Annotated in this window: 25 protein-coding genes and 1 other annotated feature; of the genes, 24 read left to right on the top strand and 1 reads right to left on the bottom strand. The window is 40.7% G+C overall.

The genetic code is table 11. The features are described from left to right. The first annotated feature begins 5 nt into the window (after positions 1-5). The 18 genes from aroA (at position 6) to rplL (ending at position 20,097) form a co-directional block, all read left to right on the top strand. On the top strand, positions 6-1,289 hold the full coding sequence (gene aroA / locus SK637_RS03555; protein WP_033688542.1) for a 3-phosphoshikimate 1-carboxyvinyltransferase: 1,284 nt from the start codon (positions 6-8) through the stop codon (positions 1,287-1,289). Continuing rightward, positions 1,282-1,758 carry a shikimate kinase gene (locus SK637_RS03560; protein ID WP_033688545.1) on the top strand — a complete coding sequence of 159 codons (477 nt, stop codon included), beginning with the start codon at positions 1,282-1,284 and terminating at the stop codon, positions 1,756-1,758. The genes aroA and SK637_RS03560 overlap by 8 nt, the downstream gene beginning before the upstream one ends. Beyond that, positions 1,755-2,603, top strand: a complete 849-nt coding sequence (pheA, locus tag SK637_RS03565) for a prephenate dehydratase (RefSeq protein ID WP_033688548.1) — start codon at positions 1,755-1,757, stop codon at positions 2,601-2,603. Before SK637_RS03560 ends, pheA begins: the two co-directional genes overlap by 4 nt. Further along, positions 2,600-3,922, top strand: coding sequence for an LCP family protein (locus SK637_RS03570; protein WP_033688550.1), 1,323 nt, complete (start codon positions 2,600-2,602; stop codon positions 3,920-3,922). The genes pheA and SK637_RS03570 overlap by 4 nt, the downstream gene beginning before the upstream one ends. Positions 3,923-4,047: 125 nt before the next feature. Beyond that, positions 4,048-4,893 (top strand): LicD family protein, encoded by an 846-nt coding sequence (locus SK637_RS03575; protein ID WP_080710474.1) that lies wholly within the window; start codon positions 4,048-4,050, stop codon positions 4,891-4,893. Then, positions 4,883-5,986: a glycosyltransferase gene (locus SK637_RS03580; RefSeq protein ID WP_201798904.1), complete on the top strand. Its 1,104-nt coding sequence runs from the start codon at positions 4,883-4,885 to the stop codon at positions 5,984-5,986. Before SK637_RS03575 ends, SK637_RS03580 begins: the two co-directional genes overlap by 11 nt. Before the next feature lies 1 nt (position 5,987). Next, entirely contained in the window at positions 5,988-6,974 is a 987-nt protein-coding gene (locus SK637_RS03585) for a glycosyltransferase family 2 protein (protein WP_033688553.1), read from the top strand. Positions 6,975-6,989: 15 nt separating this feature from the next. After that, on the top strand, positions 6,990-8,459 hold the full coding sequence (locus SK637_RS03590; protein ID WP_033688555.1) for an O-antigen polysaccharide polymerase Wzy family protein: 1,470 nt from the start codon (positions 6,990-6,992) through the stop codon (positions 8,457-8,459). Beyond that, complete coding sequence (tarQ, locus tag SK637_RS03595) at positions 8,452-9,486, top strand: teichoic acid biosynthesis protein TarQ (protein ID WP_033688557.1); 1,035 nt, start codon at positions 8,452-8,454, stop codon at positions 9,484-9,486. Before SK637_RS03590 ends, tarQ begins: the two co-directional genes overlap by 8 nt. Before the next feature lie 314 nt (positions 9,487-9,800). Beyond that, positions 9,801-10,538: an adaptor protein MecA gene (gene mecA, locus SK637_RS03605; protein ID WP_033688558.1), complete on the top strand. Its 738-nt coding sequence runs from the start codon at positions 9,801-9,803 to the stop codon at positions 10,536-10,538. Positions 10,539-10,687: 149 nt separating this feature from the next. Continuing rightward, positions 10,688-11,974, top strand: coding sequence for a homoserine dehydrogenase (locus tag SK637_RS03610; RefSeq protein WP_033688560.1), 1,287 nt, complete (start codon positions 10,688-10,690; stop codon positions 11,972-11,974). A gap of 1 nt (position 11,975) precedes the next feature. Next, complete coding sequence (gene thrB, locus SK637_RS03615; protein WP_033688562.1) at positions 11,976-12,845, top strand: homoserine kinase; 870 nt, start codon at positions 11,976-11,978, stop codon at positions 12,843-12,845. Between the two features lie 213 nt (positions 12,846-13,058). Then, on the top strand, positions 13,059-13,997 hold the full coding sequence (gene msrB, locus SK637_RS03620) for a peptide-methionine (R)-S-oxide reductase MsrB (protein ID WP_033688564.1): 939 nt from the start codon (positions 13,059-13,061) through the stop codon (positions 13,995-13,997). Between the two features lie 60 nt (positions 13,998-14,057). Then, a complete protein-coding gene (locus SK637_RS03625; RefSeq protein ID WP_033688566.1) occupies positions 14,058-15,782 on the top strand; it encodes an ABC transporter ATP-binding protein in 1,725 nt (574 codons plus the stop codon). 1 nt (position 15,783) lies between these two features. Further along, positions 15,784-17,532 carry an ABC transporter ATP-binding protein gene (locus SK637_RS03630; protein WP_033688569.1) on the top strand — a complete coding sequence of 583 codons (1,749 nt, stop codon included), beginning with the start codon at positions 15,784-15,786 and terminating at the stop codon, positions 17,530-17,532. A gap of 114 nt (positions 17,533-17,646) precedes the next feature. Further along, the gene (locus SK637_RS03635; protein ID WP_033688570.1) at positions 17,647-18,906 is read left to right on the top strand and encodes a TRZ/ATZ family protein; all 1,260 of its coding nucleotides are present in this window, start codon (positions 17,647-17,649) and stop codon (positions 18,904-18,906) included. A 75-nt stretch (positions 18,907-18,981) separates the two neighbouring features. Then, positions 18,982-19,117: a sequence feature (ribosomal protein L10 leader region), on the top strand. 38 nt (positions 19,118-19,155) lie between these two features. Continuing rightward, positions 19,156-19,656 (top strand): 50S ribosomal protein L10, encoded by a 501-nt coding sequence (rplJ, locus tag SK637_RS03645; protein WP_001287277.1) that lies wholly within the window; start codon positions 19,156-19,158, stop codon positions 19,654-19,656. 72 nt (positions 19,657-19,728) lie between these two features. After that, the gene (rplL, locus tag SK637_RS03650) at positions 19,729-20,097 is read left to right on the top strand and encodes a 50S ribosomal protein L7/L12 (protein ID WP_001196965.1); all 369 of its coding nucleotides are present in this window, start codon (positions 19,729-19,731) and stop codon (positions 20,095-20,097) included. A 174-nt stretch (positions 20,098-20,271) separates the two neighbouring features. Here rplL and gdhA read toward each other — a convergent pair whose 3' ends face one another. Beyond that, the gene (gene gdhA, locus SK637_RS03655; protein ID WP_033688572.1) at positions 20,272-21,618 is read right to left on the bottom strand and encodes an NADP-specific glutamate dehydrogenase; all 1,347 of its coding nucleotides are present in this window, start codon (positions 21,616-21,618) and stop codon (positions 20,272-20,274) included. A 228-nt stretch (positions 21,619-21,846) separates the two neighbouring features. On the opposite strand from gdhA, the gene SK637_RS03660 reads away from it, so the two are divergent. The 6 genes from SK637_RS03660 to rlmN all read left to right on the top strand — a co-directional run bounded on the left by SK637_RS03660 (position 21,847) and on the right by rlmN (position 26,621). After that, the gene (locus tag SK637_RS03660; protein WP_033688574.1) at positions 21,847-22,782 is read left to right on the top strand and encodes a dihydroorotate oxidase; all 936 of its coding nucleotides are present in this window, start codon (positions 21,847-21,849) and stop codon (positions 22,780-22,782) included. A 32-nt stretch (positions 22,783-22,814) separates the two neighbouring features. Then, positions 22,815-23,852: a DNA polymerase III subunit delta gene (holA, locus tag SK637_RS03665; RefSeq protein WP_033688576.1), complete on the top strand. Its 1,038-nt coding sequence runs from the start codon at positions 22,815-22,817 to the stop codon at positions 23,850-23,852. Positions 23,853-23,928: 76 nt separating this feature from the next. Beyond that, the gene (locus SK637_RS10090; protein ID WP_033688687.1) at positions 23,929-24,123 is read left to right on the top strand and encodes a hypothetical protein; all 195 of its coding nucleotides are present in this window, start codon (positions 23,929-23,931) and stop codon (positions 24,121-24,123) included. A gap of 99 nt (positions 24,124-24,222) precedes the next feature. After that, positions 24,223-24,828: a superoxide dismutase SodA gene (sodA, locus tag SK637_RS03675; protein WP_000974733.1), complete on the top strand. Its 606-nt coding sequence runs from the start codon at positions 24,223-24,225 to the stop codon at positions 24,826-24,828. A gap of 156 nt (positions 24,829-24,984) precedes the next feature. After that, positions 24,985-25,515, top strand: a complete 531-nt coding sequence (locus SK637_RS03680) for a YutD family protein (RefSeq protein WP_033688578.1) — start codon at positions 24,985-24,987, stop codon at positions 25,513-25,515. A gap of 20 nt (positions 25,516-25,535) precedes the next feature. Continuing rightward, a complete protein-coding gene (gene rlmN, locus SK637_RS03685; protein WP_000804758.1) occupies positions 25,536-26,621 on the top strand; it encodes a dual-specificity RNA methyltransferase RlmN in 1,086 nt (361 codons plus the stop codon). Positions 26,622-26,623 lie beyond the last annotated feature (2 nt).

The raw sequence follows: 26,623 nt of genomic DNA on the forward strand, positions 1-26,623 counted from the left end.
CCAGTATGAAACTAAAAACAAACATTCGCCACTTACACGGCAGTATCCGAGTTCCAGGTGACAAGTCTATCAGTCACCGTTCTATTATCTTTGGAAGTTTGGCTGAGGGTGAGACCAAGGTTTATGATATTCTGCGAGGTGAAGACGTTCTTTCGACCATGCAGGTTTTTCGTGACCTTGGTGTTGAGATTGAGGATAAAGATGGAGTTATTACCATTCAAGGTGTAGGCAAGGATGGCTTAAAAGCGCCGCAAAATGCCCTTGATATGGGAAATTCTGGCACCTCGATTCGCCTGATTTCAGGTGTTCTTGCTGGTGCAGACTTTGAAGTAGAAATGTTTGGCGATGATAGTCTTTCCAAACGACCTATGGACCGTGTGACTATTCCACTGAAAAAAATGGGCGTTAGTATTTCAGGGCAAACTGAGCGAGACCTTCCTCCCCTTCATTTAAAAGGGACGAAAAACCTAAGACCTATTCATTATGAGTTGCCAATTGCCTCTGCCCAAGTCAAGTCAGCCTTGATGTTTGCAGCCTTGCAGGCCCAGGGAGAGTCTGTAATTATCGAAAAAGAGTGCACCCGTAATCATACTGAAGATATGCTGCAACAATTTGGTGGTCATTTAAGTGTGGATGGCAAGAAAATCACAGTCCAAGGACCGCAAAAATTGACAGGACAAAAGGTGGTTGTTCCAGGAGATATTTCCAGTGCAGCCTTTTGGCTAGTCGCAGGTTTGATTGTTCCAAATTCTCGTGTGGTGCTTAAAAATGTGGGCATAAACGAAACGCGTACTGGTATCATTGATGTCATTCGCGCCATGGGTGGAAAATTAGAAGTTACTGAAATTGACCCAGTCGCTAAATCTGCTACTTTGACTGTTGAGTCTTCTGACTTGAAAGGAACAGAGATTGGTGGCGCTTTGATTCCACGCTTGATTGATGAATTGCCAGTTATCGCTCTGCTTGCGACTCAAGCCAAGGGTGTGACAGTTATCAAAAATGCTGAGGAGCTCAAGGTTAAGGAAACAGACCGCATTCAGGTTGTGGCAGACGCTTTAAATAGCATGGGAGCAGATATTACTCCGACGGCAGATGGAATGATTATCAAAGGAAAATCAGCCCTTCACGGTGCTAGAGTCAATACTTTTGGTGACCACCGTATTGGTATGATGACGGCCATTGCAGCCCTCTTGGTTGCAGATGGCGAGGTGTATCTTGATCGTGCTGAAGCTATCAATACCAGCTATCCTAGCTTCTTTGATGATTTGGAGAGCTTGATTCATGGCTAAGGTATTACTAGGCTTTATGGGGGCTGGAAAATCGACTATTGCAAGAGGCTTGGACCCTAATTACCTTGATATGGATGCTCTGATTGAGAAGCGCCTAGGTATGTCCATTGCGAATTTTTTCGCTGAAAAGGGCGAAGTGGCCTTTCGTCAGGTAGAGTCAGAAGTCCTAGCTGATTTACTACAAAGAGACCAAGTCGTGTCAACTGGTGGAGGAGTGGTTATTTCTCAGAGAAATCGTGACTTACTTAAGACTAATACAGATAACATCTACCTGAAAGCAGATTTTGAAACCCTCTACCAACGTATCACAGCTGATAAGGACAATCAGCGTCCGCTTTTTCTAAATAATAGCAAGGAAGAACTTGCAGCTATTTTCCAAGAAAGACAGGCTTGGTATGAGGAAGTAGCCAGTCGGATTTTGGATGTGACCAAGCTAAGCCCAGAGGAAATTATAGAGGAACTGAGATGAAAATTGCTTATCTAGGTCCCAAGGGATCATTTTCACACCACGTTGTGCAGACAGCTTTTCCTCATGAGGAATTGCAGGCCTTTGCCAATATTACAGATGTCATCAAGGCCTATGAGCAAGGCTTGGTGGACTATTCTGTGGTGCCAGTTGAAAATTCTATTGAGGGTAGTGTACATGAAACCTTGGATTACCTTTTTCATCAGGCTCGCATCCAAGCTGTAGCAGAAATCGTTCAGCCTATTCATCAGCAGTTGATGGTGGTTCCAGGTCACACTAAGATTGAAAAGATTTTTTCTCATCCTCAGGCTTTGGCTCAAGGAAAGAAATTCATCGATGAACAGTATCCAGATGCTCAAATTGAGGTGACAGCTAGTACAGCTTATGCGGCCCGCTTTATTTCCGAACATCCTGACCAGCCTTATGCAGCCATTGCACCTAGAAGTTCTGCTGAAGAATATAGCTTAGAACTGATTGCTGAAGATATTCAAGAAATGGAAGCTAATTTCACACGTTTCTGGGTTTTGGGAGCTGAAGGTGCAGCCATTCCCTTGCAAGCACAAACTGAGAAAATGAGTTTGGCCTTGACTTTACCAGACAATCTTCCAGGTGCACTTTATAAGGCCCTATCGACCTTTGCTTGGCGGGGAATTGACCTGACAAAAATTGAAAGTCGTCCACTCAAGACAGCACTGGGTGAATACTTTTTCATTATCGATGTTGATTATGCCGATAAGGATTTGGTTAACTTTGCCCAAAAAGAATTAGAAGCGATTGGAATCCAGTATAAAGTACTGGGCGCCTATCCTATTTATCCAATATCAGACCACGGAAAGGAGAGAAGATGAGTAAAGAAAATCCCTTAAGCCACCACGAGCAGTTGCGTTATGACTATCTTTTTAAGAACATTCATTACCTCAATGAGCGAGAGAAAAAAGAGTTTGCTTACCTGCAAGGTAAGTTAAATATGGCTGGCGGTAGTGACGCTTCACCAGAAATTCATAATGAAATTCATAATGAAAATCATGATATGGAAGAGTCTTTCATGGAGCCAGTCAATCAGTATTCTCTTCCATCCTATGGAAACCGTAGTCGTTCAAAAAAATACCAGAAAAGCCATTCTCTTCCAAAGGTTAAGTCCAAAAAACGTAAGATTCGTTGGGGGCGCATTTTTGCAGGCTTGCTTGCTCTTCTAGCCTGTGTTGGTTTTGGCATGATTTTTATGTTCCTAAAAGGGTATTCAAATGCGGACCCAACCAAACCTGCCAATGCTAAGGCAGCTCAAGTAGAAGTCTTTCATGGTCAAGATACCAAGGATGGGGTCAATATTTTGATTATGGGAACGGATGGACGGATTGGCCAAAATAGTGCTGAGACGAGAACGGACTCGATTATGGTTCTAAACGTTGGTGGCTCAGATAAAAAAATCAAACTGGTCAGCTTTATGCGTGACAATTTGGTTTATATAGACGGTTATAGCCAAGTCATTAACGGTAGAAAGCAGTCAGATAATAAGTTGAATGTGGCCTATGAACTAGGGGAACAAGAAGGCCAAAAAGGGGCAGAAATGGTTCGCCAAGTATTGAAAGATAATTTTGACTTGGACATTAAGTACTATGCCTTGGTTGATTTCCAGGCCTTCGCAACCGCTATTGACACTCTGTTCCCTGATGGGGTGACAATTGATGCCAAATTCTCAACCTTAGAAGGTCAACCTTTAACAGAAGCTACGGTGGGAGATGATTTACATGCTACGGAAACGGAGTCTCCAACCCAGACGATCAAAGTCGGAAAACAGCAGATGAACGGTTCAACCTTGCTCAACTATGCTCGCTTCCGTGATGATGATGAAGGTGATTACGGTCGTACCAAGAGACAACAGCAAGTGTTGACAGCTGTTCTGCAGCAACTCAAGGATCCAACCAAACTCTTTACTGGATCAGAAGCACTTGGTAAGGTCTTTGGGATGACCTCTACGAATGTTCCTTATAGTTTCTTATTAACCAATGGTTTATCTTTCCTAGATGGAGCGCAAAATGGCATTGAGAGATTAACAGTTCCAGAACTAGGTGATTGGGTCGATGCCTATGATGTCTATGGAGGACAGGCACTCTTAGTAGACCAAAATAAATATCAAACCAAGCTCGCTCAAATGGGAATGAGATAAGTTAAGACAGAAAAATCAAAGTTTGAAGGCTATGTATCTAGCAGTCAGGCTTTGATTTTTTACAGTCTTCAATAGATTTTCACCCCCTATTTGTGGTATAATGAAACGATACGATAGAAAGAATAATGAACAATATGACTGATTTAAAAGCAATTCAGGCTCGTAGTCTGGAGATGGCTGAATATTTTGTGGCCTTTTGTAAAGAACATGATTTGCTTTGTTATCTTTGTGGTGGAGGTGCTATTGGTGCCCTTCGAAACAAGGGTTTTATTCCTTGGGATGATGATTTAGATTTTTTTATGCCCCGTAAAGATTATGAGAAATTAGCAGAATTATGGCCTCGTTATGCAGATGAGCGTTATTTCTTGTCGAAGAGTAACAAGGATTTTGTCGACCGCAATCTTTTTATTACCATTCGTGACAAGGAAACGACCTGTATCAAACCTTATCAGCAGGATTTAGAATTGCCACATGGTCTGGCCTTGGATGTTTTGCCTCTGGATTATTATCCTAAAAATTCAGCTGAGCGGAAAAAACAGGTTCGTTGGGCCTTGATTTATTCTCTTTTTTGTGCGCAAACTATTCCAGAAAAACATGGTGCACTTATGAAGTGGGGAAGCCGTATTTTACTCGGTTTGACGCCAAAATCGCTCCGTTATCGCATTTGGAAAAAAGCTGAACAAGAAATGACCAAGTACAGTCTAGCTGAGAGCGATGGAATCACGGAATTATGCTCGGGTCCTGGTTACATGAGAAACAAGTACCTAATCGAATCTTTTGAAGATAATCTTTTCTTGCCATTTGAAGGAACTGAGATGCCCGTTCCAGTCGGCTATGATGCCTATCTCAGCACTGCTTTTGGGGATTACATGACACCTCCACCAGCAGACAAGCAGTTACCACATCATGATGCTGTCATCGCTGATATGGATAAGTCTTATACAGAATACAAGGGAGAATATGGTGGCTAAGAAAAAAATCTTATTTTTTATGTGGTCTTTTTCTCTCGGGGGTGGAGCAGAGAAGATTCTATCTACCATTGTTTCAAATCTAGATCCAGAAAAGTATGATATTGATATTCTTGAAATGGAACATTTTGATAAGGGATACGAATCTGTTCCCAAGCATGTAGGCATTTTAAAATCCCTTCAGGATTATCGCCAAGCTAGATGGTTACGAGCTCTTTTGTGGAGGATGAGAATTTATTTTCCAAGACTGACCCGTCGTTTGCTTGTGAAAGATGACTATGATGTTGAAGTTTCCTTTACCATTATGAATCCTCCACTTTTGTTCTCTAAAAGAAAAGAAGTCAAGAAAATCTCTTGGATTCATGGAAGTATCGAAGAATTTCTTAAGGATAGCTCCAAAAGAGAATCACATAGACGCCAGTTGGATGCTGCGGATACCATTGTAGGAATTTCAAAAAAGACCAGTAATTCTATCAAGGAAGTCTATCCAGATTATGCTTCGAAATTACAGACGGTCTACAATGGATATGATTTTCAGAGTATTCTAGAAAAATCTCAAGAGAAGATCGATATCGAGATTTCACCTCAAAGTATCTGTACCATCGGACGGATTGAGGAAAATAAGGGTTCTGACCGTGTGGTGGAAGTGATACGATTATTACACCAAGAGGGAAAAAACTATCATCTCTATTTTATCGGGGCTGGGGATATGGAAGAGGAACTGAAAAAACGCGTCAAAGAGTATGAGATTGAAGACTATGTGCATTTCCTTGGTTATCAAAAAAATCCTTATCAGTATTTATCTCAGACGAAAGTTCTCTTGTCTATGTCTAAACAAGAAGGTTTTCCTGGAGTGTATGTTGAGGCCTTGAGTCTGGGACTTCCTTTTGTCTCTACGGATGTTGGAGGGGCTGAGGAATTATCCCAAGAAGGACGATTTGGACAAATCATTGAGAACAATCAAGAGGCAGCTCAGGCAATTACGAACTACATGACCTCTGCCTCAAACTTCGATGTCAATGAGGCTAGCCAATTCATTCAACAATTCACAATTGCCAAACAAATCGAACAAGTAGAAAAACTATTAGAGGAGTAGCATGGAAACTGCATTAATCAGTGTGATTGTGCCAGTCTATAATGTGGCACAGTACCTAGAAAAATCGATAGCTTCCATTCAGAAGCAGACCTATCAGAATCTGGAAATCATTCTTGTTGATGATGGAGCAACGGATGAAAGTGGTCGCTTGTGTGATTCAATCGCTGAACAAGATGATAGGGTGTCAGTGCTTCATAAAAAGAATGAAGGTTTGTCGCAAGCACGAAACGATGGAATGAAGCAGGCTAACGGAGATTATCTGATTTTTATTGACTCAGATGATTATATCCATCCAGAAATGATTCAGAGCTTATATGAGCAATTAATTCAAGAAGATGCGGATGTTTCGAGCTGTGGTGTCATGAATGTCTATGCTAATGATGAAAGTCCACAATCAGCCAATCAGGATGACTATTTTGTCTGTGATTCCCAAACATTTCTAAAGGAATATCTCATAGGTGAAAAAATACCTGGAACGATCTGCAATAAGCTAATCAAAAGAGAGATTGCAACTGCCTTATCCTTTCCAAAGGGATTGATTTATGAAGATGCTTATTACCATTTTGATTTGATCAAGTTGGCTAAGAAGTATGTGGTTAATACCAAACCCTATTATTACTATTTCCATAGAGGGGATAGTATTACGACTAAATCCTATGCAGAGAAGGATTTAGCCTATATTGATATCTACCAAAAGTTTTACAATGAAGTTGTGAAAAACTATCCGGATTTGAAAGAGGTTGCTTTTTTCAGATTGGCCTATGCCCACTTCTTTATTCTGGATAAGATGTTGCTAGATGATCAGTATAAACAGTTTGAAGCCTATTCTCAGATTCATCGTTTTTTAAAAGGCCATGCCTTTACTATTGCTAGGAATCCAATTTTCCGTAAGGGGAGAAGAATTGGTGCTTTGGCTCTATTCATAAATATTTCCTTATACCGATTCTTATTACTAAAAAATATTGAAAAATCTAAAAAATTACATTAGAACGGGGGTGAGCAAGTGATTGATGGAAAACGATTATTATTTAGTTTGACCATAGTCAGTTATGCCTTGACGCTAGTAAGTGGAATTGTGTATCTGTTTAATAATAACAATGTTAGCTTGCTTTCTACTTTATTGTTCTTACTGGTTAGTAGCTTAATCGCTTGTTGGAATGATATCAAGTATTACTTAATCCATTTTATTTTCTTTTTAACTATTTTTGTATTTCTGGTATCAAGGCCGACCATTGATTACTTTAGGGATGGTGCTTTGGATACCTATCATCCCATAGCCTATCGCTTTGCCTTTATAGTCGTCATGGTTTCGATATTGGGATTGACCACAGGGGGGCTCCTAGCTCGCTATTTTATAGCTAGAAAGAAAATACAAGTACCCAAGATAGGAAGTTCTCTAAAAGATGTTTACATCAAGCGGTTGCGCTTTGTATCGCTAGGAGTTTTTCTTCTAACCTATCCTTTCTATTTCATTCGGTTATTTGAACGGCTCCTGTATCGCTTGCAGACTTCCTACTATGCCTACTATGCAAACTTTGAAAGTAAACTGCCTTATTTTACCTATATCTTATCAACATTTACGGTCTATGCAATGTGTATGTATTTGGCAACCAAGCCAAAGAAATTGCAGGCAACAGCAGTGCTTGTCTCCTTTATTGTAGCTAATACTATTCATTTGGCAATCGGGACACGCAATCCCTTTATTTTAAGTATTTTATTTGCTTTTGTTTATTACTTTATGCGGGAGCAAACAGAAAAAGGAAAATGGATTGGATTTAAAGAAAAGTTAGCGATTTTTGTAGGTTCTCCTATTCTCATGTTAGCGATGGGAATACTCAATTATGTACGGGATAATGTCCAGGTTTCCCATACAGGTTTCTGGGATATCCTGCTTGACTTTATCTATAAACAAGGAACCAGTTTTGGTGTTTTGGCTCGAGGATTTCTATTTAACAGTAGCCTCCCTTACCGAGATTTACGCAATTTTACTTTTGGTCCTGTTATTGATTATTTTGCAAGAGGAAGTTTGGGGGCTATTTTCGGAGGAAAAGCCTTTGAACATACAACCAATAGTGTGGAACTAGCTATTGATAGTAATAGTTATGCCCATAATCTATCCTATCTTGTCTTGAACAAGGAATACTTGAAAGGACATGGTATCGGAAGTAGCTATATTATGGAGTTGTATACCGACTATGGTATGATAGGAGTCTTTCTACTTAGTCTCTTACTAGGTATGTTATTCATAGCCATGCTGCAAGTGGCCTATCGTTCAAGAACAATCCTATTTGCCCTGTCCCTACTCATCTTGAATAATCTATTCTTTATGCCAAGAAGTAGCTTTTCAGAAAGTTTCTTCAATTTATTTACAATGCAATTCTGGGGAATTGTTCTTGTGATTCTATTCGTAGCAAAAATGCTTACAAAAGAGAACCAGTATCTACTAAACAAAGGAGAAAAAAATCATGTTTGAACATTATTCAGTAGCTGATTTGTTTGCAAATCTTTATAAAAAACGAAAAGCAAATATTCTAGCTCTCATCGCTTTATTTGCTCTCATTGCTGTACCATTTACAATTAAAGCAGTTAAGAATAAAAATACTGTCAAAGACACAACAAGTTATTCAACTTATATCAGCTATAAAATCACCCCTCCAGAAGATTCAGCCAAAACGATTTTGAATCATCAAATTGGTGGTTATAGTGATTTCTACGGAAAATTGATTGATGGGAATTTGAATGGAGCTTATCTTTTCAATGATGTAGAGCCTAGTGAGTTGAAAAAAATTGCCAGTGAATTAGATACGACAGAAACAACCTTGAAAAATTCTACAAGTGACTATTGGTGGAAAAAATTGACCGTCTACTATATGATTGACGATGCAGGGGTTGGTGTGAAAATTTTGACACCAAGTAAAGATGCTAATGACTTGTTGGAGCGAAAAATTGATGGATTGATTGAGAAATTTAAACACACTTATGCAAATGTAAAAATTGAAAAATTGGAAACCATCAACTCTAAAGAATTGAATGCAAATGGTGAGACAGCGCTTGGATTAAACGTCAAGAATCTGATTCTTCGTTTAGCTGTTATTGGAGTAGTTTGTGTGATTTTGGTTGTAATGGGAAATGTATTGATTTATCTCTTTAACCCAACAATCAATAGAGCAGGTGATTTTTCTCAATATCAAATTGATTTTGTAACAGAGATTACAACAATTGCTAATCTAGCAGATATTCTATCATACAAAAAGGCTGGACAAGAATTGACTATCGTTAGCTCAAATAAAGCTATTCTAGATAAATTAAAACAAAATCAAGAGGCTTTAAAAGGAATGCATTTTGTAGATTTACAAGATGTACCATCTCTTTTAGAAAGAGATACAGTTCTTCTTGTTGAAGAATACGGAGTGACTCGTTATAAGAAATTTGAGCAAAGTCTTCAAATTCTTCGAAACTTAAATCGTTCTATCCTCGGTGTAGCAACCTTTAAACTATAAGCTTTCTGATGTATTAGGTCTTCAAAGTTGGCTAAGAGCCGATTTTGGAGGCTTTTTCTATTTGTTTGCAGAAATTTTCTATTATACTCAATGAAAATCAAAAAGCAAACTAGGAAGCTAGCCGCAGGTTGCTCAAAGCACCGCTTTGAGGTTGTAGATAAAGCTGACGTGGTTTGAAGAGATTTTCAAAGAGTATTAGAGTCTTCTACAGAAGTTACCCTATGGAAAATCTATCCCGACAGAGGAGCCTTCTTTTGATAAAATCGTAAAAATCTAGTATAATAGATAGAACTGAAAGTATGAGGTTATTAGCAATGAAAATGAAACAAATTAGTGATACAACTTTGAAAATCACGATGTCTTTAGAGGATTTAATGGATCGTGGCATGGAGATTGCTGACTTTCTCGTTCCTCAAGAAAAAACAGAAGAGTTCTTTTATGCTATCTTGGATGAGTTAGAGATGCCTGATAGCTTTCTAGATACAGGTATGTTGAGCTTCCGTGTGACTCCAAAACCTGATAAGGTCGATGTCTTTGTAACCAAATCAAAGATTGACCAAAATCTAGATTTTGAAGACTTATCGGATTTGCCAGATATGGAAGAACTAGCCCAAATGTCACCAGATGAATTTATCAAAACCTTGGAAAAAAGCATCGCGGACAAAACTAAGGATGATATCGAAGCCATTCAATCTCTAGAGCAAGTTGAAGCTAAGGAAGAAGAGCAGGAGCAGGCTGAACAAGAAGCTGAGAGCAAGAAAGAGCCTTACATCTACTACATCCTTTCTTTTGCTAAGTTGGCTGACTTGGTGTCTTTTGCTAAGACAGTGACTTTTGAGATGGAAACTTCTGAACTCTACAAAATGAACGAGCGCTATTATTTGACCATTTTAGTGGATATTGAAAATCATCCAAGTCCATATCCAGCGTGGCTTTTGGCCCGTATGCGCGAGTTTGCAGACGATAGTGATATTAGTCGTTCAGTCTTGCAGGAGTATGGTCAAGTCTTGATCAATCACGATGCAGTGCTTAATCTGAAAAAGATTGGATAATCATTTCTGGAAAGCTATTTTTAGATTTTAAGGAGAGCGAATCGTCTGATTCGTTTTTCTTTTTATACTGAAATAGTGATTTACTATGATAGGAATTTTCACAAAATTCTGTTATAATGGCTATATTAGAAAATTTCGAGGAGACAAACATGACAGTTAAAATTGCTTTACTAGGATTTGGTACCGTTGCAAGTGGTGTGCCTTTCCTCCTAAAGGAAAATGGAGAAAAAATCAATCAATCAGCACATTCAGAGATTGAAGTCGCTAAGGTGTTGGTCAAGGATGAAGATGAAAAGAATCGCTTGCTTGCAGCAGGGAATGACTTTAACTTTGTAACCAATGTAGATGATATTTTATCAGATCAAGACATTACGATCGTAGTGGAATTGATGGGGCGTATCGAACCTGCTAAGACTTTTATCACTCGTGCCTTGGAAGCTGGCAAACACGTTGTTACTGCTAACAAGGACCTTTTGGCTGTCCATGGTGCAGAATTGTTAGAAATCGCTCAAGCTAACAAGGTAGCACTATACTACGAAGCAGCAGTAGCTGGTGGGATTCCAATTCTTCGTACCTTGGCAAATTCCTTGGCTTCAGATAAAATCACGCGCGTGCTTGGAGTAGTCAACGGAACTTCTAACTTCATGATGACCAAAATGGTGGAAGAAGGCTGGTCTTACGATGATGCTCTTGCGGAAGCACAAAGACTTGGATTTGCAGAAAGCGACCCGACAAATGACGTAGATGGAATTGATGCAGCCTACAAGATGGTTATTTTGAGCCAATTTGCCTTTGGCATGAAGGTTGCATTTGACGATGTAGCCCACAAAGGAATCCGCAACATCACACCAGAAGACGTAGCTGTAGCTCAAGAACTTGGCTATGTAGTGAAATTGGTTGGTTCAATCGAGGAAACTCCTTCAGGTATTGCTGCAGAAGTGACTCCAACCTTCCTTCCTAAAGCGCATCCACTTGCCAGTGTGAATGGCGTAATGAACGCTGTCTTTGTAGAATCTATCGGTATTGGTGAGTCTATGTACTACGGACCAGGTGCTGGTCAAAAACCAACTGCAACAAGTGTTGTAGCAGATATTGTCCGTATCGTTCGTCGTTTGAATGATGGTACCATTGGCAAAGACTTCAACGAATACAGCCGTGACTTGGTCTTGGCAAATCCTGAGGATGTTAAAGCAAACTACTACTTCTCAATCTTGGCTCCAGACTCAAAAGGTCAGGTCTTGAAGTTGGCTGAAATCTTCAATGCCCAAGATATTTCCTTTAAGCAAATCCTCCAAGATGGAAAAGAAGGGGATAAGGCGCGTGTGGTGATCATCACACACAAGATTAATAAAGCCCAGCTTGAAAATGTCTCAGCTGAATTGAAGAAGGTTTCAGAATTCGACCTCTTGAATACCTTCAAGGTGCTAGGAGAATAAGATGAAGATTATTGTACCTGCAACCAGTGCCAATATCGGGCCAGGTTTTGACTCGGTCGGTGTAGCTGTAACCAAGTATCTTCAAATAGAGGTCTGTGAAGAACGAGATGAGTGGTTGATTGAACACCAGATTGGCAAATGGATACCACATGACGAGCGCAATCTCTTGCTCAAAATTGCATTGCAAATTGTACCAGATATACAACCAAGACGTTTGAAAATGACTAGTGATGTTCCCTTGGCGCGTGGTTTGGGTTCTTCCAGTTCTGTTATTGTTGCTGGGATTGAACTAGCCAACCAACTGGGAAATCTCAACTTGTCTGATCATGAAAAATTGCAGTTGGCGACCAAGATTGAAGGACATCCTGACAATGTGGCTCCTGCTATTTATGGTAATCTCGTTGTTGCGAGCTCTGTTGATGGACAAGTTTCTGCTATCGTAGCAGACTTCCCAGAGTGTGATTTCCTAGCCTACATTCCAAACTATGAATTGCGTACTCGAGACAGCCGTGGTGTCTTGCCTAAGAAATTGTCTTACAAGGAAGCTGTTGCAGCTAGTTCTATCGCCAATGTGGCGGTTGCGTCCTTGTTGGCAGGAGACATGGTAACCGCTGGGCAAGCAATCGAGGGAGACCTTTTCCACGAGCGCTATCGTCAGGACTTGGTGAGAGAATTTGCTACGATCAAGCAAGTAGCCAAAGAGAATGGTGCCTATGCAACCTACCTCTCTGGCGCTGGACCGACAGTTATGGTCTTGGCTTCTCATGATAAGATGCCAACGATTAAGGCAGAATTGGAAAAACAACCCTTCAAAGGAAAACTGCATGACTTGAAAGTTGATACGCAAGGTGTCCGTGTCCAAGCAAAATAAAGAATAGAAGATAGGATGGGGAAACTCTCGACCAGAGGGCTTCCTATCCTTTTTTTGAAAAGAAGTTTATACTTAATGAAAATCAAAGAGCAAACTAGGAAGCTAGCCACAGGCTGCTCAAAACAGTGTTTTGAGGTTGCAGATGTAAGGTGACGTGGTTTGAAGAGATTTTCGAAGAGTATTAGTTAAAAACTTGATAAAGGAGAAATAAAGATGGCAGAAATTTATCTAGCAGGTGGTTGTTTTTGGGGCCTAGAGGAATATTTTTCACGCATTTCTGGAGTGCTAGCAACCAGTGTTGGCTATGCTAATGGACAAGTCGAAACGACCAATTACCAGCTGCTCAAGGAAACAGACCATGCAGAAACAGTTCAAGTGATTTACGATGAGAAAGCAGTGTCACTCAGAGAAATTTTGCTTTATTATTTCCGTGTTATTGATCCATTATCAGTCAATCAACAAGGGAATGACCGTGGACGTCAGTATCGGACCGGTATATATTACCAGGATGAAGCAGACCTGCCAGCTATCTACACAGTGGTGCAGGAGCAGGAGCGCATGCTTGGTCGAAAGATTGCAGTAGAGGTGGAGAAACTTCGCCACTATATCTTAGCTGAAGATTACCACCAAGACTATCTTAAGAAAAATCCTTCAGGTTACTGTCATATCGATGTGACCGATGCTGAGAAGCCATTGATTGATGCCTCTAACTATGAAAAGCCTAGCCAAGAGGTGTTAAAGGAAAGCTTAACTGAAGAGTCCTATCGTGTCACCCAAGAAGCTGCTACAGAGGCTCCATTTACCAATGCCTATGATCAAACCTTTGAAGAAGGGATTTATGTAGATATTACGACAGGTGAGCCACTCTTTTTTGCCAAGGATAAGTTTGCCTCAGGTTGTGGATGGCCAAGTTTTAGCCGTCCGATTTCCAAGGAGTTGATTCACTATTACAAGGATCTCAGCCATGGAATGGAGCGAATTGAGGTTCGTTCTCGGTCGGGGAATGCTCACTTGGGCCATGTTTTCACAGATGGACCGCGTGAGTTTGGTGGCCTCCGTTATTGTATCAATTCTGCTTCCTTGCGCTTTGTGGCCAAAGATGAGATGGAAGAAGCAGGATATGGCTATCTACTGCCTTACTTAAACAAATAAAACAGAGAGGGTGGGCACTTCCCACTTTCTTTATTTCCAGAATACGAATAGAAGGGATTTATGAAACACCTATTATCTTACTCTAAACCCTACATTAAGGAATCGATTTTAGCACCTTTGTTCAAGCTACTTGAAGCTGTGTTTGATCTCTTAGTTCCTATGGTGATTGCTGGGATTGTTGACCAATCCTTGCCCCAGAAAAATCAAGGTCATCTCTGGATGCAGATTGGTTTGCTCCTTATCTTTGCAGTAATTGGTGTTGTAGTGGCCTTGATAGCCCAGTTTTACTCAGCCAAGGCAGCGGTAGGTTTTGCTAAGGAATTGACAAACGATCTTTATCGCCATATTCTTTCCTTGCCTAAGGACAGCAGAGACCGTCTGACAACTTCTAGTTTGGTGACTCGCTTGACTTCGGATACCTACCAGATTCAGACTGGTATCAATCAATTCCTACGTCTCTTTTTGCGAGCGCCCATTATCGTTTTTGGTGCCATTTTTATGGCTTATCGAATCTCAGCTGAGCTGACTCTCTGGTTCTTGGTCATGGTTGTCATTTTGACCATCGTCATTGTAGGCCTTTCTCGACTGGTTAATCCTCTCTACAGTAGTCTTAGAAAGAAAACGGACCAACTAGTTCAGGGAACACGCCAGCAATTACAAGGGATGCGGGTTATTCGTGCTTTTGGTCAAGAAAAACGAGAGTTACAAATTTTTCAAACCCTTAACCAAGTCTATGCTAGATTACAAGAAAAGACAGGTTTCTGGTCTAGTTTATTAACACCTCTGACCTATCTGATTGTTAATGGAACCCTCCTTATTATTATCTGGCAAGGCTATATTTCTATTCAAGGAGGATTGCTAAGTCAAGGTGCTCTCATTGCCCTTATCAACTATCTCTTACAGATTTTGGTGGAATTGGTCAAGCTAGCTATGCTGATAAATTCTCTCAACCAGTCCTATATCTCAGCTAAGCGAATTGAGGAAGTCTTTGCCGAAGCTCCAGAAGACATCCATTCAGAATTAGAACAAAAGCAAGCTACCAGTGATCAGGTTTTACAAGTCCAAGAGCTGACCTTTACCTATCCTGATGCGGGCCAGCCTTCTCTGAGAGATATTTCCTTTGATATGAAGCAAGGGCAAATCCTTGGTATCATTGGGGGAACAGGTTCTGGTAAATCAAGCTTAGTGCAAGTCCTACTTGGTCTTTATCCAGCAGACAAGGGGAGCATCGACCTTTATCGCGATGGATCTAGTCCTCGTAATCTTGAGCAATGGCGATCTTGGATTGCCTATGTTCCTCAAAAGGTCGAACTTTTTAAAGGAACCATTCGTTCCAACTTGACTCTAGGTTTACATCAAGAAGTAACTGACCAAGAACTATGGCAGGCCTTGGAAATTGCGCAAGCCAAGGATTTTGTCAGTGATAAGGAAGGTCTCTTAGATGCCCTAGTTGAAGCAGGAGGACGAAATTTCTCGGGCGGTCAAAAACAAAGGCTGTCCATCGCACGAGCAGTTTTGCGCCAGACTCCGTTTCTCATCCTAGATGATGCGACCTCAGCACTGGACACTATCACTGAGTCCAAGCTCTTGAAAGCTATTCGAGAAAATCTGCCAAATACAAGTTTAATCTTGATTTCTCAACGGACTTCGACGCTTCAGATGGCAGACAAGATTCTCCTCTTGGAAAAAGGGGAGCTCCTAGCTATCGGCAAGCACGAGGACTTGATGAAATCCAGTCAAGTCTATCGAGAAATCAATGCATCCCAACATGGAAAGGAGGACTAGCATGAGACGACAAACTGCAAATCAAACATTCACACGTTTGGCCAAAGATTTAGCAAGTCATCCCTTCCTTCTTTTTCTAGCCTTTCTAGGAACTATTGCCCAGGTTGGTTTATCGATTTACCTACCAATCTTAATCGGACAGGTCATTGACCAAGTCCTAGTGGTTGATTCTTCACCAGTTTTTTGGCATATTTTCATTCAAATGATCTTGGTGGTTATAGGAAATACCCTTGTGCAGTGGGTCAATCCTCTCCTCTATAATCGCCTAATCTTTTCTTATACTAAAGATTTGCGAGAGCGAATCATCCATAAGCTCCATCGTTTATCGATTGCTTTTGTCGATCGGCAAGGCAGTGGGGAGATGGTCAGTCGTGTAACCACGGACATAGAACAGTTGGCAGCTGGCTTGACCATGATTTTTAACCAATTTTTCATTGGCGTCTTGATGATTTTAGTTAGTATTCTTGCCATGCTTCAAATTCATCTCCTCATGACTCTCTTGGTCTTGCTGTTGACGCCACTGTCTATGGTAATTTCACGCTTTATTGCCAAGAGATCTTATCATCTCTTCCAAAAGCAAACAGAGACTAGGGGAATTCAGACTCAGTTGATTGAAGAATCGTTGAGCCAGCAGACCATTATCCAGTCCTTCAATGCTCAAGAAGATTTTATCCAAAGACTGCACGAGGCGAATGCCAACTATGCAGGTTATTCACAGTCAGCTATCTTTTATTCTTCAACGGTCAATCCTTCGACTCGCTTTGTCAATGCGCTTATTTATGCCCTTCTAGCTGGAGTGGGAGCTTATCGTATCATGATAGGCTCTACCTTGACCATTGGACGCTTAGTGACTTTTTTGAACTATGTTCAACAGTACACCAAGCCTTTTAATGATATTTCTTCAGTGCTAGCTGAGTTGCAAAGTGCCTTGGCTTGTGCAGAACGTGTTTATGGAGTCTTAGATAGTCCTGAGGTGGCTGAAACAGGTAAGGAAGAGTTGACTAGTGACCAAGTTAAGGGAGCTATTTCCTTTAAACAGGTTTCTTTTGGCTACCATCCTGAAAAGATTTTGATTAAGGATTTATCTATTGATATTCCAGCTGGTAGCAAGGTTGCTATTGTTGGTCCGACAGGTGCTGGAAAATCAACTCTTATCAATCTCCTCATGCGTTTTTACCCTATTAACTCAGGAGATATCTTGCTGGACGGTCGTTCCATTTACAACTATACCCGAGCGTCATTGAGACAGCAGTTTGGCATGGTGCTCCAAGAAACCTGGCTCAAGCAAGGAACTATTCATGATAATATTGCCTTTGGAAATCCTGATTCCAGTCGGGAGCAAGTGATTGCTGCTGCAAAAGCAGCCAATGCAGATTTTTTCATCCAACAGCTACCTCAAGGCTATGATACCAAGTTGGAAAATGCGGGAGAATCTCTCTCTGTCGGTCAAGCCCAACTCTTGACCATCGCCCGAGTCTTTCTAGCTATCCCTAAGATTCTTATCTTAGACGAAGCAACCTCTTCCATCGATACACGGACAGAAGTGCTAGTTCAGGAGGCCTTTGCTAAACTCATGAAGGGGCGCACAAGTTTTATCATCGCCCACCGCTTGTCAACCATTCAGGATGCAGATTTAATCCTTGTCTTGGTGGATGGTGACATCGTGGAGTATGGCAATCATCAGGAACTCATAGCTCGAAAGGGCAAGTATTACCAAATGCAGCAAGCTACAGCTTTTAGCTCTGAATAAGTCATTCTAATTTCGAACTCTTATAGATAAAAAAGTTGCCTTCGGGTGACTTTTTTGTTACAATAGCTAGAAAAATTATTCACTGTAAATTGTCATATAGAAAAGGAGCCTAGAATGAAAGTCTATCAGCATGTAAATATCGTGACTTGTGATCAAGATTTCCATGTTTATCTAGATGGAATCTTAGCAGTTAAGGATTCTCAAATCGTCTATGTTGGTCAAGAGAAGTCAGAGATTTTAGAGCAAGCTGAGCAGATTATAGACTATCAGGGAGCCTGGATTATGCCTGGATTGGTCAATTGTCATACTCATTCTGCTATGACTGGCTTGCGAGGAATTCGGGATGACAGCAATCTCCATGAATGGCTCAATGACTATATCTGGCCTGCAGAAGCAGGATTTACTCCCGACATGACTACTAAGGCGGTTAAAGAAGCTCTGACAGAGATGCTCCAGTCAGGTACAACAACCTTTAACGATATGTATAATCCCAATGGTGTGGATATTGAACGTATTTATCAGGAAGTGAAAGATTCTAAGATGCGTTGTTATTTTTCACCGACCCTCTTTTCTTCAAAGGCAGAAACAACTGCTGAGACGATAAGTAAAACTCGAGCAATCATTGAGGAAATTATTGGATATAAAAATCCAAATTTCAAGGTGATGGTAGCCCCTCATTCTCCTTACAGCTGTAATCAAGACTTGCTACAAGCGAGTTTAGACATGGCAAAAGAGCTAAATATTCCTCTCCATATCCATGTGGCGGAGACCAAGGAGGAGTCAGGAATTATCCTGAAACGATACGGCAAACGCCCCCTCGCCTTTCTAGAAGAATTGGGTTACTTAGATCATCCGTCTGTCTTTGCTCACGGGGTAGAATTAAACGAACGAGAAATTGAACGCTTGACAACCTCTCAAGTGGCTATTGCCCACAATCCTATCAGTAACCTCAAACTGGCTTCAGGGATTGCTCCCATCATCCAACTGCAAAAAGTAGGAGTAGCAGTCGGTATTGCGACTGACTCGGTTGCTTCTAATAATAATTTAGACATGTTTGAGGAAGGACGGACTGCAGCCCTTCTTCAGAAGATGAAAAGTGGGGATGCCAGCCAATTTCCTATCGAAACTGCTCTCAAAGCTCTAACGATAGAAGGGGCTAAGGTTCTTGGAATGGACGAACAGATAGGAAGTCTGGAAGTCGGCAAGCAAGCAGATTTTCTGGTCATCCAACCACAAGGGAAAATCCATCTTCAACCCCAAGAAAATATGCTCTCTCACCTGGTCTATGCTGTCAAGTCCAGTGATGTAGATGATGTCTATATTGCCGGAGAACAAGTAGTTAAGCAAGGTCAAGTCTTAACAGTAGAACTTTAAAAGAAAAATAACGAAAAATTTTAAAAAAAGTTTGTAAAAATCTTGCATTCTTTTTTTGACTATGCTATACTTATATACGGTTTGAAAAAACTGCCTAAGACAGTAGGGGAGCTCGACTCATAAGGATCCTACCGAGGACAAAACGTATCATGTAAAAAGAAGCGTATTGTACTTTCGTGTCTAGGTTTGGGCGCGTTTTTCTTTTGAAAAAATTCCCCAAGCAAAATAATAACGGAGGTGAACACACTAATGAGTGAAGCAATTATTGCTAAAAAAGCGGAACTAGTTGACGTAGTAGCTGAAAAAATGAAAGCTGCTGCATCTATCGTCGTTGTAGACGCTCGTGGTTTGACAGTTGAGCAAGATACAGTTCTTCGTCGTGAGCTTCGTGGAAGCGAAGTTGAGTATAAAGTGATTAAAAACTCAATCTTGCGTCGTGCAGCTGAAAAAGCTGGTCTTGAAGATCTTGCATCTGTATTTGTTGGACCATCTGCAGTAGCATTTTCTAACGAAGATGTTATCGCACCAGCGAAAATCTTGAACGACTTTTCTAAAAACGCTGAAGCACTTGAAATCAAAGGTGGTGCAATCGAAGGCGCTGTCGCATCTAAAGAAGAGATTCTTGCTCTTGCAACTCTTCCAAACCGCGAAGGACTTCTTTCTATGCTCCTTTCTGTACTTCAAGCGCCAGTGCGCAACGTTGCTCTTGCAGTCAAAGCGGTTGCAGACAACAAAGAAGACGCAGCTTAATCTTAAGCTACGCAGCGTAGCCTAGCTACGAAAATCTATTATAAATTTAAAACATATTTGGAGGAAATAACAATGGCATTGAACATTGAAAACATTATTGCTGAAATTAAAGAAGCTTCAATCCTTGAATTGAACGACCTTGTAAAAGCTATCGAAGAAGAATTTGGTGTAACTGCAGCTGCTCCTGTAGCTGTTGCTGCAGCTGGTGCTGCTGACGCTGGTGCTGCTAAAGATTCATTCGACGTTGAATTGACATCTGCAGGCGACAAAAAAGTTGGCGTTATCAAAGTTGTACGTGAAATCACAGGTCTTGGTCTTAAAGAAGCTAAAGAACTTGTTGACGGTGCACCAGCACTTGTTAAAGAAGGCGTTGCAACTGCAGAAGCTGAAGAAATCAAAGCTAAATTGGAAGAAGCTGGAGCTTCAGTTACTCTTAAATAATAGAGCAACTACATTAGTAGCTTAAAAACATGATTAAACCGCTATTCTTAGGAGTAGCGGTTTTTCTTTTTGTTCAAGAAGGGGCAAAAAAGGGGGCGAGTAAGTAATTTTCCAACTGTTTAACTCAACTTAAAAATCCCCAATCATAGCGATTGAGGATTAAGCAAATGAGTCTTAAACAATACCTTGGGCAATCATAGCGTTTGCTACATTTTCAAAGGCAGCAATGTTAGCTCCTGCAAGGTAGTCTTTATCAAGACCGTATGTTTCAGCAGTTGTTTTAGCTGTATTGAAGATGTTTGTCATGATGTCTTTGAGACGTCCATCAACTTCTTCACGAGTCCATGAGAGGCGAAGGCTATTTTGGCTCATTTCAAGAGCTGAAACGGCTACACCACCAGCGTTGGCAGCTTTGGCAGGTCCGTAGAAGATACCATTTTCTTTGTAGACTTTGATGGCATCAAGGTCGCTTGGCATGTTGGCACCTTCAGATACACAGATCACGCCTTGAGCAACCAAACGTTTAGCTGCTTCACCGTTGATTTCGTTTTGAGTCGCACATGGAAGAGCGATGTCATAGTTTCCAGCGTAAGTCCATACAGAACCTTCATGATAAGTAGCAGTTGCTTTCTCAGCTGCATACTCAGTCAAACGAGCGCGACGTTTTTCTTTAACATCAACCAAAAGATCGAAGTCGATACCATTTTCATCGATGACATAACCATTTGAATCAGATACAGAGATAACAGTTGCACCAAGTTCAGTCGCTTTTTGAAGAGCGTATTGAGCAACGTTACCAGAACCTGAAATGACCACTTTCTTACCAGCGAAGCTGTTGCCGTTAGCTTTAAGCATTTCTTCAGTGTAGTAAACCAAACCGTAACCAGTTGCTTCTGGACGAATCAAGCTACCACCAAAACCAAGAGGTTTACCAGTCAAGACACCAGCATCAAATTGGTTAAGACGTTTGTATTGACCGTAAAGGTAACCAATTTCGCGTCCACCTACACCGATATCACCAGCAGGTACGTCAAGTGATGGTCCGATGTGTTTTTGCAATTCAGTCATGAAGCTTTGGCAGAAGCGCATCACTTCAGCATCTGTTTTACCTTTAGGATCGAAGTCTGATCCACCTTTACCTCCACCGATAGGAAGTCCAGTCAAGACATTTTTGAAGATTTGTTCGAATCCGAGGAATTTCAAGATCCCTTGGTTTACAGTTGGGTGGAAACGAAGTCCGCCTTTATATGGCCCAACAGCTGAGTTGAATTGAACACGGTAACCACGGTTTACTTGAATGTTTCCATCACGGTCAACCCAAGGAACACGGAAAGAAATCACGCGTTCTGGCTCAGTGATACGTGCCAAGATATTTTCTTCAATGTACTCAGGGTGTTTTTCAAATACAGGTTCCAAAGTGTTGAAAAATTCTTCAACAGCTTGGAGGAATTCAGCCTCGTGCCCGTTACGAGCTTTTACAGTTTCAAACACGCTTTGGATATATTCTTTAGCAGATGTCATATCGTTCTCCTTTTGTTGTCATATTTTATTACATGAGTCATTATAGCAGAAATTTTTTTAACTGTAAAGAGAAAAACAAAAATTTTCTAAAAATTCTATCAATTCAGTTCCAGATTTCTCTTTAATTTATAAAATACGAACCTTTTTCTTGTAAATATCTTTCTCAAAAAGAAATTGTGAAAATATGGTATAATATTAGCAATAAAAGGAATCTGGAGGATCAGAATCATGGTATCAACGAAAACACAAATTGCTGGTTTTGAGTTTGACAATTGTTTGATGAATGCAGCAGGTGTGGCTTGTATGACGATAGAGGAGTTAGAAGGGGTTAAAAACTCAGCGGCAGGAACTTTTGTGACCAAGACAGCGACCTTGGACTTTCGTCAGGGAAATCCTGAGCCACGCTATCAAGATGTTCCCCTTGGTTCTATCAACTCTATGGGCTTGCCAAATAAGGGCTTAGACTATTATTTGGACTATCTTTTGGACTTGCAGGAAAAAGAGCCAAACCGAACTTTCTTCCTATCTCTAGTTGGAATGTCTCCAGAGGAAACCCATACTATCTTGAAAAAAGTCCAAGAGAGTGATTTTTGTGGTCTGACTGAGCTAAACCTATCCTGTCCAAATGTTCCAGGTAAACCTCAGATTGCCTATGATTTTGAGACAACAGACCGGATTTTGGCAGAGGTGTTTGCCTACTTCACCAAACCTCTTGGAATTAAATTGCCACCATATTTTGACATTGTTCACTTTGACCAAGCGGCAGCTATTTTCAACAAGTACCCACTCAAGTTTGTCAACTGTGTTAATTCTATCGGAAACGGCCTTTATATAGAAGACGAGTCGGTCGTAATTCGTCCTAAAAATGGTTTTGGGGGCATTGGTGGGGAGTATATCAAACCGACTGCTTTAGCTAATGTTCATGCCTTCTACCAACGTCTCAATCCTCAAATCCAAATCATCGGAACAGGTGGAGTTCTGACTGGTCGTGATGCCTTTGAACACATCCTCTGTGGTGCCAGTATGGTACAGGTGGGAACCACCCTTCATAAAGAAGGCGTCGGTGCTTTTGACCGTATTACCAATGAACTGAAAGCAATCATGGCGGAAAAAGGGTACGAGAGTCTAGAAGATTTCCGTGGGAAATTGCACTATATTGATTAAATGAACCAAAAAATCAGAAGAAAGGAGAGAAGATGCTAGCTATTGAAGAAAGCCAGAAGTTGACTTTATCAAATTTACCGAGTCTGAGCCTATTTACAGGGCTAGACCAGGGTCAGTTTGAAGTGATGAAGAGTCAAGTGTTGAAACAGATTGGTTATGATTCTGCCGACCTCAACTTTGCCTACTTTGATATGAAAGAAGCAGTTTACAAGGATGTGGAACTGGAGTTGGTCAGTCTTCCTTTCTTTGCGGATGAAAAAATCGTGATATTGGATCATTTTGTCGATATCACAACAGCCAAGAAGCGCTTTTTGACAGATGATGAGCTCAAGTCATTTGAGGCATACCTTGATAATCCTTCACCAACAACCAAGTTGTTAATCTTTGCAGAAGGAAAAATGGATAGCAAAAGGCGGTTGGTTAAATTACTGAAGCGTGATGCCAAGGTCTTTGATGCAGTAGAAGCCAAAGAACAAGAATTGCGTCAGTATTTCCAAAAGTGGAGTCAGAAACAAGGTCTGCAGTTTGCCAATCATTCTTTTGAAAATCTCCTCATCAAGTCTGGTTTTCAATTTAGCGAAATCCAGAAAAATCTGCTCTTTTTACAGTCCTATAAGGAAGACTCTGTTATCGAGGAAGAGGATATTGTTAACGCAATTCCCAAGACCTTGCAGGACAATATTTTTGATTTAACTCAGTTTATTCTGACTAAAAAGATGGACCAGGCGCGCGATTTGGTTAGAGACTTGACCTTGCAAGGAGAAGATGAAATCAAGTTGATTGCAGTCATGCTGGGACAATTTCGGACTTTTACTCAGGTGAAAATTTTGGCGGAGTCTGGGCAAACAGAATCGCAGATTGCAAGTAGTTTAGGTAGTTTTCTCGGACGCAATCCCAATCCCTATCAGATTAAGTTTGCGCTGAGAGATGCGCGAGGACTTTCCTTGAGCTTTTTGAAGCAAGCTATTTCTTATTTGATTGAGACAGACTATCAGATTAAAACAGGTCTTTATGAAAAGAGTTTCCTTTTTGAAAAGGCACTCTTACAGATTGCTAGTCAGGTCAATTGACATTTTTTTGAAACTACAACCCGCGTCAATATTATTTTGTCGTGGGTTTCTTGCTGATTTGCTTATTTTATACTCAATGAAAATCAAAGAGCAAACTAGGAAACTAGCCGCAGGTTGCTCAAAGCACTGCTTTGAGGTTGTAGATAAGACTGACGAAGTCAGCTCAAAACACTGTTTTGAGGTTGTGGATAGAACTGACGAAGTCAGTAATCATACGTACGGCAAGGCGACGTTGACGCGGTTTGAAGAGATTTTCGAATTGTATTATTAGAAAGTATCTCAGTGATTTCCTTATCTATAAGCAAAAAACTTGAAAAAAGTGAATGTTTGCGTTATCATTTTCATATAGAAAGAAAAAGAGGTATTACAGATGGCTATTATCTTACCAGATCTTCCATATGCATACGACGCTTTGGAACCATACATCGATGCGGAAACAATGCACTTGCACCATGACAAACACCATCAAACTTATGTCAACAATGCCAATGCAGCTCTTGAAAAACACCCTGAAATCGGTGAAGATCTTGAAGCCTTGCTTGCTGATGTAGAATCTATTCCAGCTGATATCCGTCAAGCACTTATCAACAATGGTGGTGGACACTTGAACCACGCTCTTTTCTGGGAATTGATGACTCCTGAGAAAACAGCTCCATCAGCAGAACTTGCAGCAGCAATCGATGCAACATTTGGTTCATTTGAAGAATTCCAAGCAGCCTTCACTGCAGCCGCAACAACTCGTTTCGGTTCAGGATGGGCATGGTTGGTTGTCAACAAAGAAGGGAAGCTTGAAGTGACTTCAACAGCAAACCAAGACACACCAATCTCAGAAGGCAAAAAACCAATCTTGGGCTTGGACGTTTGGGAACATGCTTACTACGTAAAATACCGCAACGTGCGTCCTGACTACATCAAAGCTTTCTTCTCAGTAATCAACTGGAACAAAGTAGATGAATTGTACGCAGCTGCTAAATAATGATAGTTGGAGGGAAGAATTGTTCTTCTCTTTTTAAGGTTATATTATTTTGGTCTGACAAAATCGTCAGACTTTTTTCATTTTTATGAGAAACGTGCTAACTGCTAGAAATTATGGTAGAATAAAGTATTAAGTAATCGTGAAAAAAGGATATCTATGCGAAAAGAAATTGCACCTGAATTATACAACTATAACAAGTTTCCTGGACCTGAGTTCCATTTACACGGGGACAAGGTTGAAACGGAAGGGATAGCTTTTTCCTTGGTGGAAAATATCAAGGATGCCTTTGATGTGACGGCTTTTAATCAGCGTTTTTCAGAAGTCTTAACCAAGTTTGATTATATCGTGGGGGACTGGAGTAATGAACAGCTTCGCCTACGAGGTTTTTATAAGGATGATCGAACAGAAGAAAAACTTGAAAAAATCAGTCGTTTACAAGACTATCTTTTAGAGTATTGTAGTTATGGTTGTGCCTATTTTGTCCTAGAAAATGAAGCCCCTAAGCGCGCATCATTTGACAAGAAAATGCGTAAGAAGGAAGAAGAACAGCCTTCTAGAAAAGGAAAGAAACCGGCTCAAAATAAACGAAAATCGAATGCAGATAAGAAAAATAGACGTCGTCAGAAAGACCAGCATTCTCAGAAAGAGGACAAGGGACAACGTCATTTTGTCATTCGTCAGAAGTGAGTAGAGAATAAGGAGAAGAAATGAAACCGTCAATTTATAGTTTAACACGTCAAACCATGCAGGAATGGGTTTTGGAGCAGGGAGAAAAGAAATTCCGTGCAGACCAAATTTGGGAATGGCTCTACCGTAAACGTGTCCAGTCATTTGAAGAAATGACTAACCTTTCCAAGGATTTGATTGCTAAGCTTAATGACCAGTTTGTGGTCAATCCCTTGAAACAACGTATCGTTCAAGAGTCTGCTGATGGGACAGTTAAATATCTTTTTGAGTTGCCTGATGGTATGTTGATTGAGACAGTACTTATGCGTCAACACTATGGTTTGTCAGTCTGTGTGACCACTCAGGTCGGCTGTAATATCGGTTGTACCTTCTGTGCTTCTGGTTTGATTAAAAAACAACGTGACCTCAATAACGGTGAAATCGTAGCGCAGATCATGTTGGTTCAGAAATACTTTGATGAGCGTGGTCAGGATGAACGCGTCAGCCATATCGTTGTCATGGGAATCGGTGAGCCCTTTGATAACTATAACAATGTCTTGAATTTCATCCGTACTATCAACGATGACAAGGGAATGGCTATCGGTGCTCGTCACATTACGGTTTCAACCTCAGGTTTGGCCCATAAAATTCGTGATTTTGCTAATGAAGGAGTTCAGGTCAATCTTGCCGTTTCCCTTCACGCACCCAATAATGAATTACGCTCAAGTATCATGAAGATTAACCGTGCCTTTCCGATTGAAAAACTCTTTGCTGCTATTGAGTACTATATCGAAACAACCAATCGTCGTGTGACCTTTGAGTATATCATGCTCAATGAAGTCAATGATGGTGTAGAACAAGCCTTGGAATTGGCTGAATTGCTCAAGAACATCAAGAAATTGTCTTATGTAAACTTGATTCCTTATAACCCGGTTAGTGAGCATGACCAATATAGCCGTAGTCCCAAAGAGCGCGTGTTGGCTTTCTATGATACGCTTAAGAAAAAAGGGGTCAACTGTGTGGTTCGTCAAGAGCATGGTACAGATATTGATGCAGCTTGTGGACAATTGCGTTCTAATACAATGAAACGTGACCGCCAGAAAGCAGTCGCAGCAGTCAATCCTTAATG

The sequence above is a fragment of the Streptococcus mitis genome (assembly GCF_000722765.2).
Lineage (GTDB): Bacteria > Bacillota > Bacilli > Lactobacillales > Streptococcaceae > Streptococcus > Streptococcus mitis_AQ.

What these genes read in the sequence shown, in the direction of transcription:
- rlmN (WP_000804758.1), top strand. Translation starts at nt 25,536, where the DNA reads ATGAAACCGTCAATTTATAGTTTAACACGTCAAACCATGCAGGAATGG.
- holA (WP_033688576.1), top strand. Translation starts at nt 22,815, where the DNA reads ATGCTAGCTATTGAAGAAAGCCAGAAGTTGACTTTATCAAATTTACCG.
- SK637_RS03570 (WP_033688550.1), top strand. Translation starts at nt 2,600, where the DNA reads ATGAGTAAAGAAAATCCCTTAAGCCACCACGAGCAGTTGCGTTATGAC.
- SK637_RS03680 (WP_033688578.1), top strand. Translation starts at nt 24,985, where the DNA reads ATGCGAAAAGAAATTGCACCTGAATTATACAACTATAACAAGTTTCCT.
- tarQ (WP_033688557.1), top strand. Translation starts at nt 8,452, where the DNA reads ATGTTTGAACATTATTCAGTAGCTGATTTGTTTGCAAATCTTTATAAA.
- SK637_RS03630 (WP_033688569.1), top strand. Translation starts at nt 15,784, where the DNA reads ATGAGACGACAAACTGCAAATCAAACATTCACACGTTTGGCCAAAGAT.
- pheA (WP_033688548.1), top strand. Translation starts at nt 1,755, where the DNA reads ATGAAAATTGCTTATCTAGGTCCCAAGGGATCATTTTCACACCACGTT.
- SK637_RS03635 (WP_033688570.1), top strand. Translation starts at nt 17,647, where the DNA reads ATGAAAGTCTATCAGCATGTAAATATCGTGACTTGTGATCAAGATTTC.
- SK637_RS03575 (WP_080710474.1), top strand. Translation starts at nt 4,048, where the DNA reads ATGAACAATATGACTGATTTAAAAGCAATTCAGGCTCGTAGTCTGGAG.
- SK637_RS10090 (WP_033688687.1), top strand. Translation starts at nt 23,929, where the DNA reads ATGAAAATCAAAGAGCAAACTAGGAAACTAGCCGCAGGTTGCTCAAAG.
- msrB (WP_033688564.1), top strand. Translation starts at nt 13,059, where the DNA reads ATGGCAGAAATTTATCTAGCAGGTGGTTGTTTTTGGGGCCTAGAGGAA.
- rplL (WP_001196965.1), top strand. Translation starts at nt 19,729, where the DNA reads ATGGCATTGAACATTGAAAACATTATTGCTGAAATTAAAGAAGCTTCA.
- gdhA (WP_033688572.1), bottom strand. Translation starts at nt 21,618, where the DNA reads ATGACATCTGCTAAAGAATATATCCAAAGCGTGTTTGAAACTGTAAAA.
- thrB (WP_033688562.1), top strand. Translation starts at nt 11,976, where the DNA reads ATGAAGATTATTGTACCTGCAACCAGTGCCAATATCGGGCCAGGTTTT.
- mecA (WP_033688558.1), top strand. Translation starts at nt 9,801, where the DNA reads ATGAAAATGAAACAAATTAGTGATACAACTTTGAAAATCACGATGTCT.
- SK637_RS03660 (WP_033688574.1), top strand. Translation starts at nt 21,847, where the DNA reads ATGGTATCAACGAAAACACAAATTGCTGGTTTTGAGTTTGACAATTGT.
- SK637_RS03560 (WP_033688545.1), top strand. Translation starts at nt 1,282, where the DNA reads ATGGCTAAGGTATTACTAGGCTTTATGGGGGCTGGAAAATCGACTATT.
- SK637_RS03580 (WP_201798904.1), top strand. Translation starts at nt 4,883, where the DNA reads ATGGTGGCTAAGAAAAAAATCTTATTTTTTATGTGGTCTTTTTCTCTC.
- rplJ (WP_001287277.1), top strand. Translation starts at nt 19,156, where the DNA reads ATGAGTGAAGCAATTATTGCTAAAAAAGCGGAACTAGTTGACGTAGTA.
- SK637_RS03625 (WP_033688566.1), top strand. Translation starts at nt 14,058, where the DNA reads ATGAAACACCTATTATCTTACTCTAAACCCTACATTAAGGAATCGATT.
- aroA (WP_033688542.1), top strand. Translation starts at nt 6, where the DNA reads ATGAAACTAAAAACAAACATTCGCCACTTACACGGCAGTATCCGAGTT.
- SK637_RS03610 (WP_033688560.1), top strand. Translation starts at nt 10,688, where the DNA reads ATGACAGTTAAAATTGCTTTACTAGGATTTGGTACCGTTGCAAGTGGT.
- SK637_RS03585 (WP_033688553.1), top strand. Translation starts at nt 5,988, where the DNA reads ATGGAAACTGCATTAATCAGTGTGATTGTGCCAGTCTATAATGTGGCA.
- sodA (WP_000974733.1), top strand. Translation starts at nt 24,223, where the DNA reads ATGGCTATTATCTTACCAGATCTTCCATATGCATACGACGCTTTGGAA.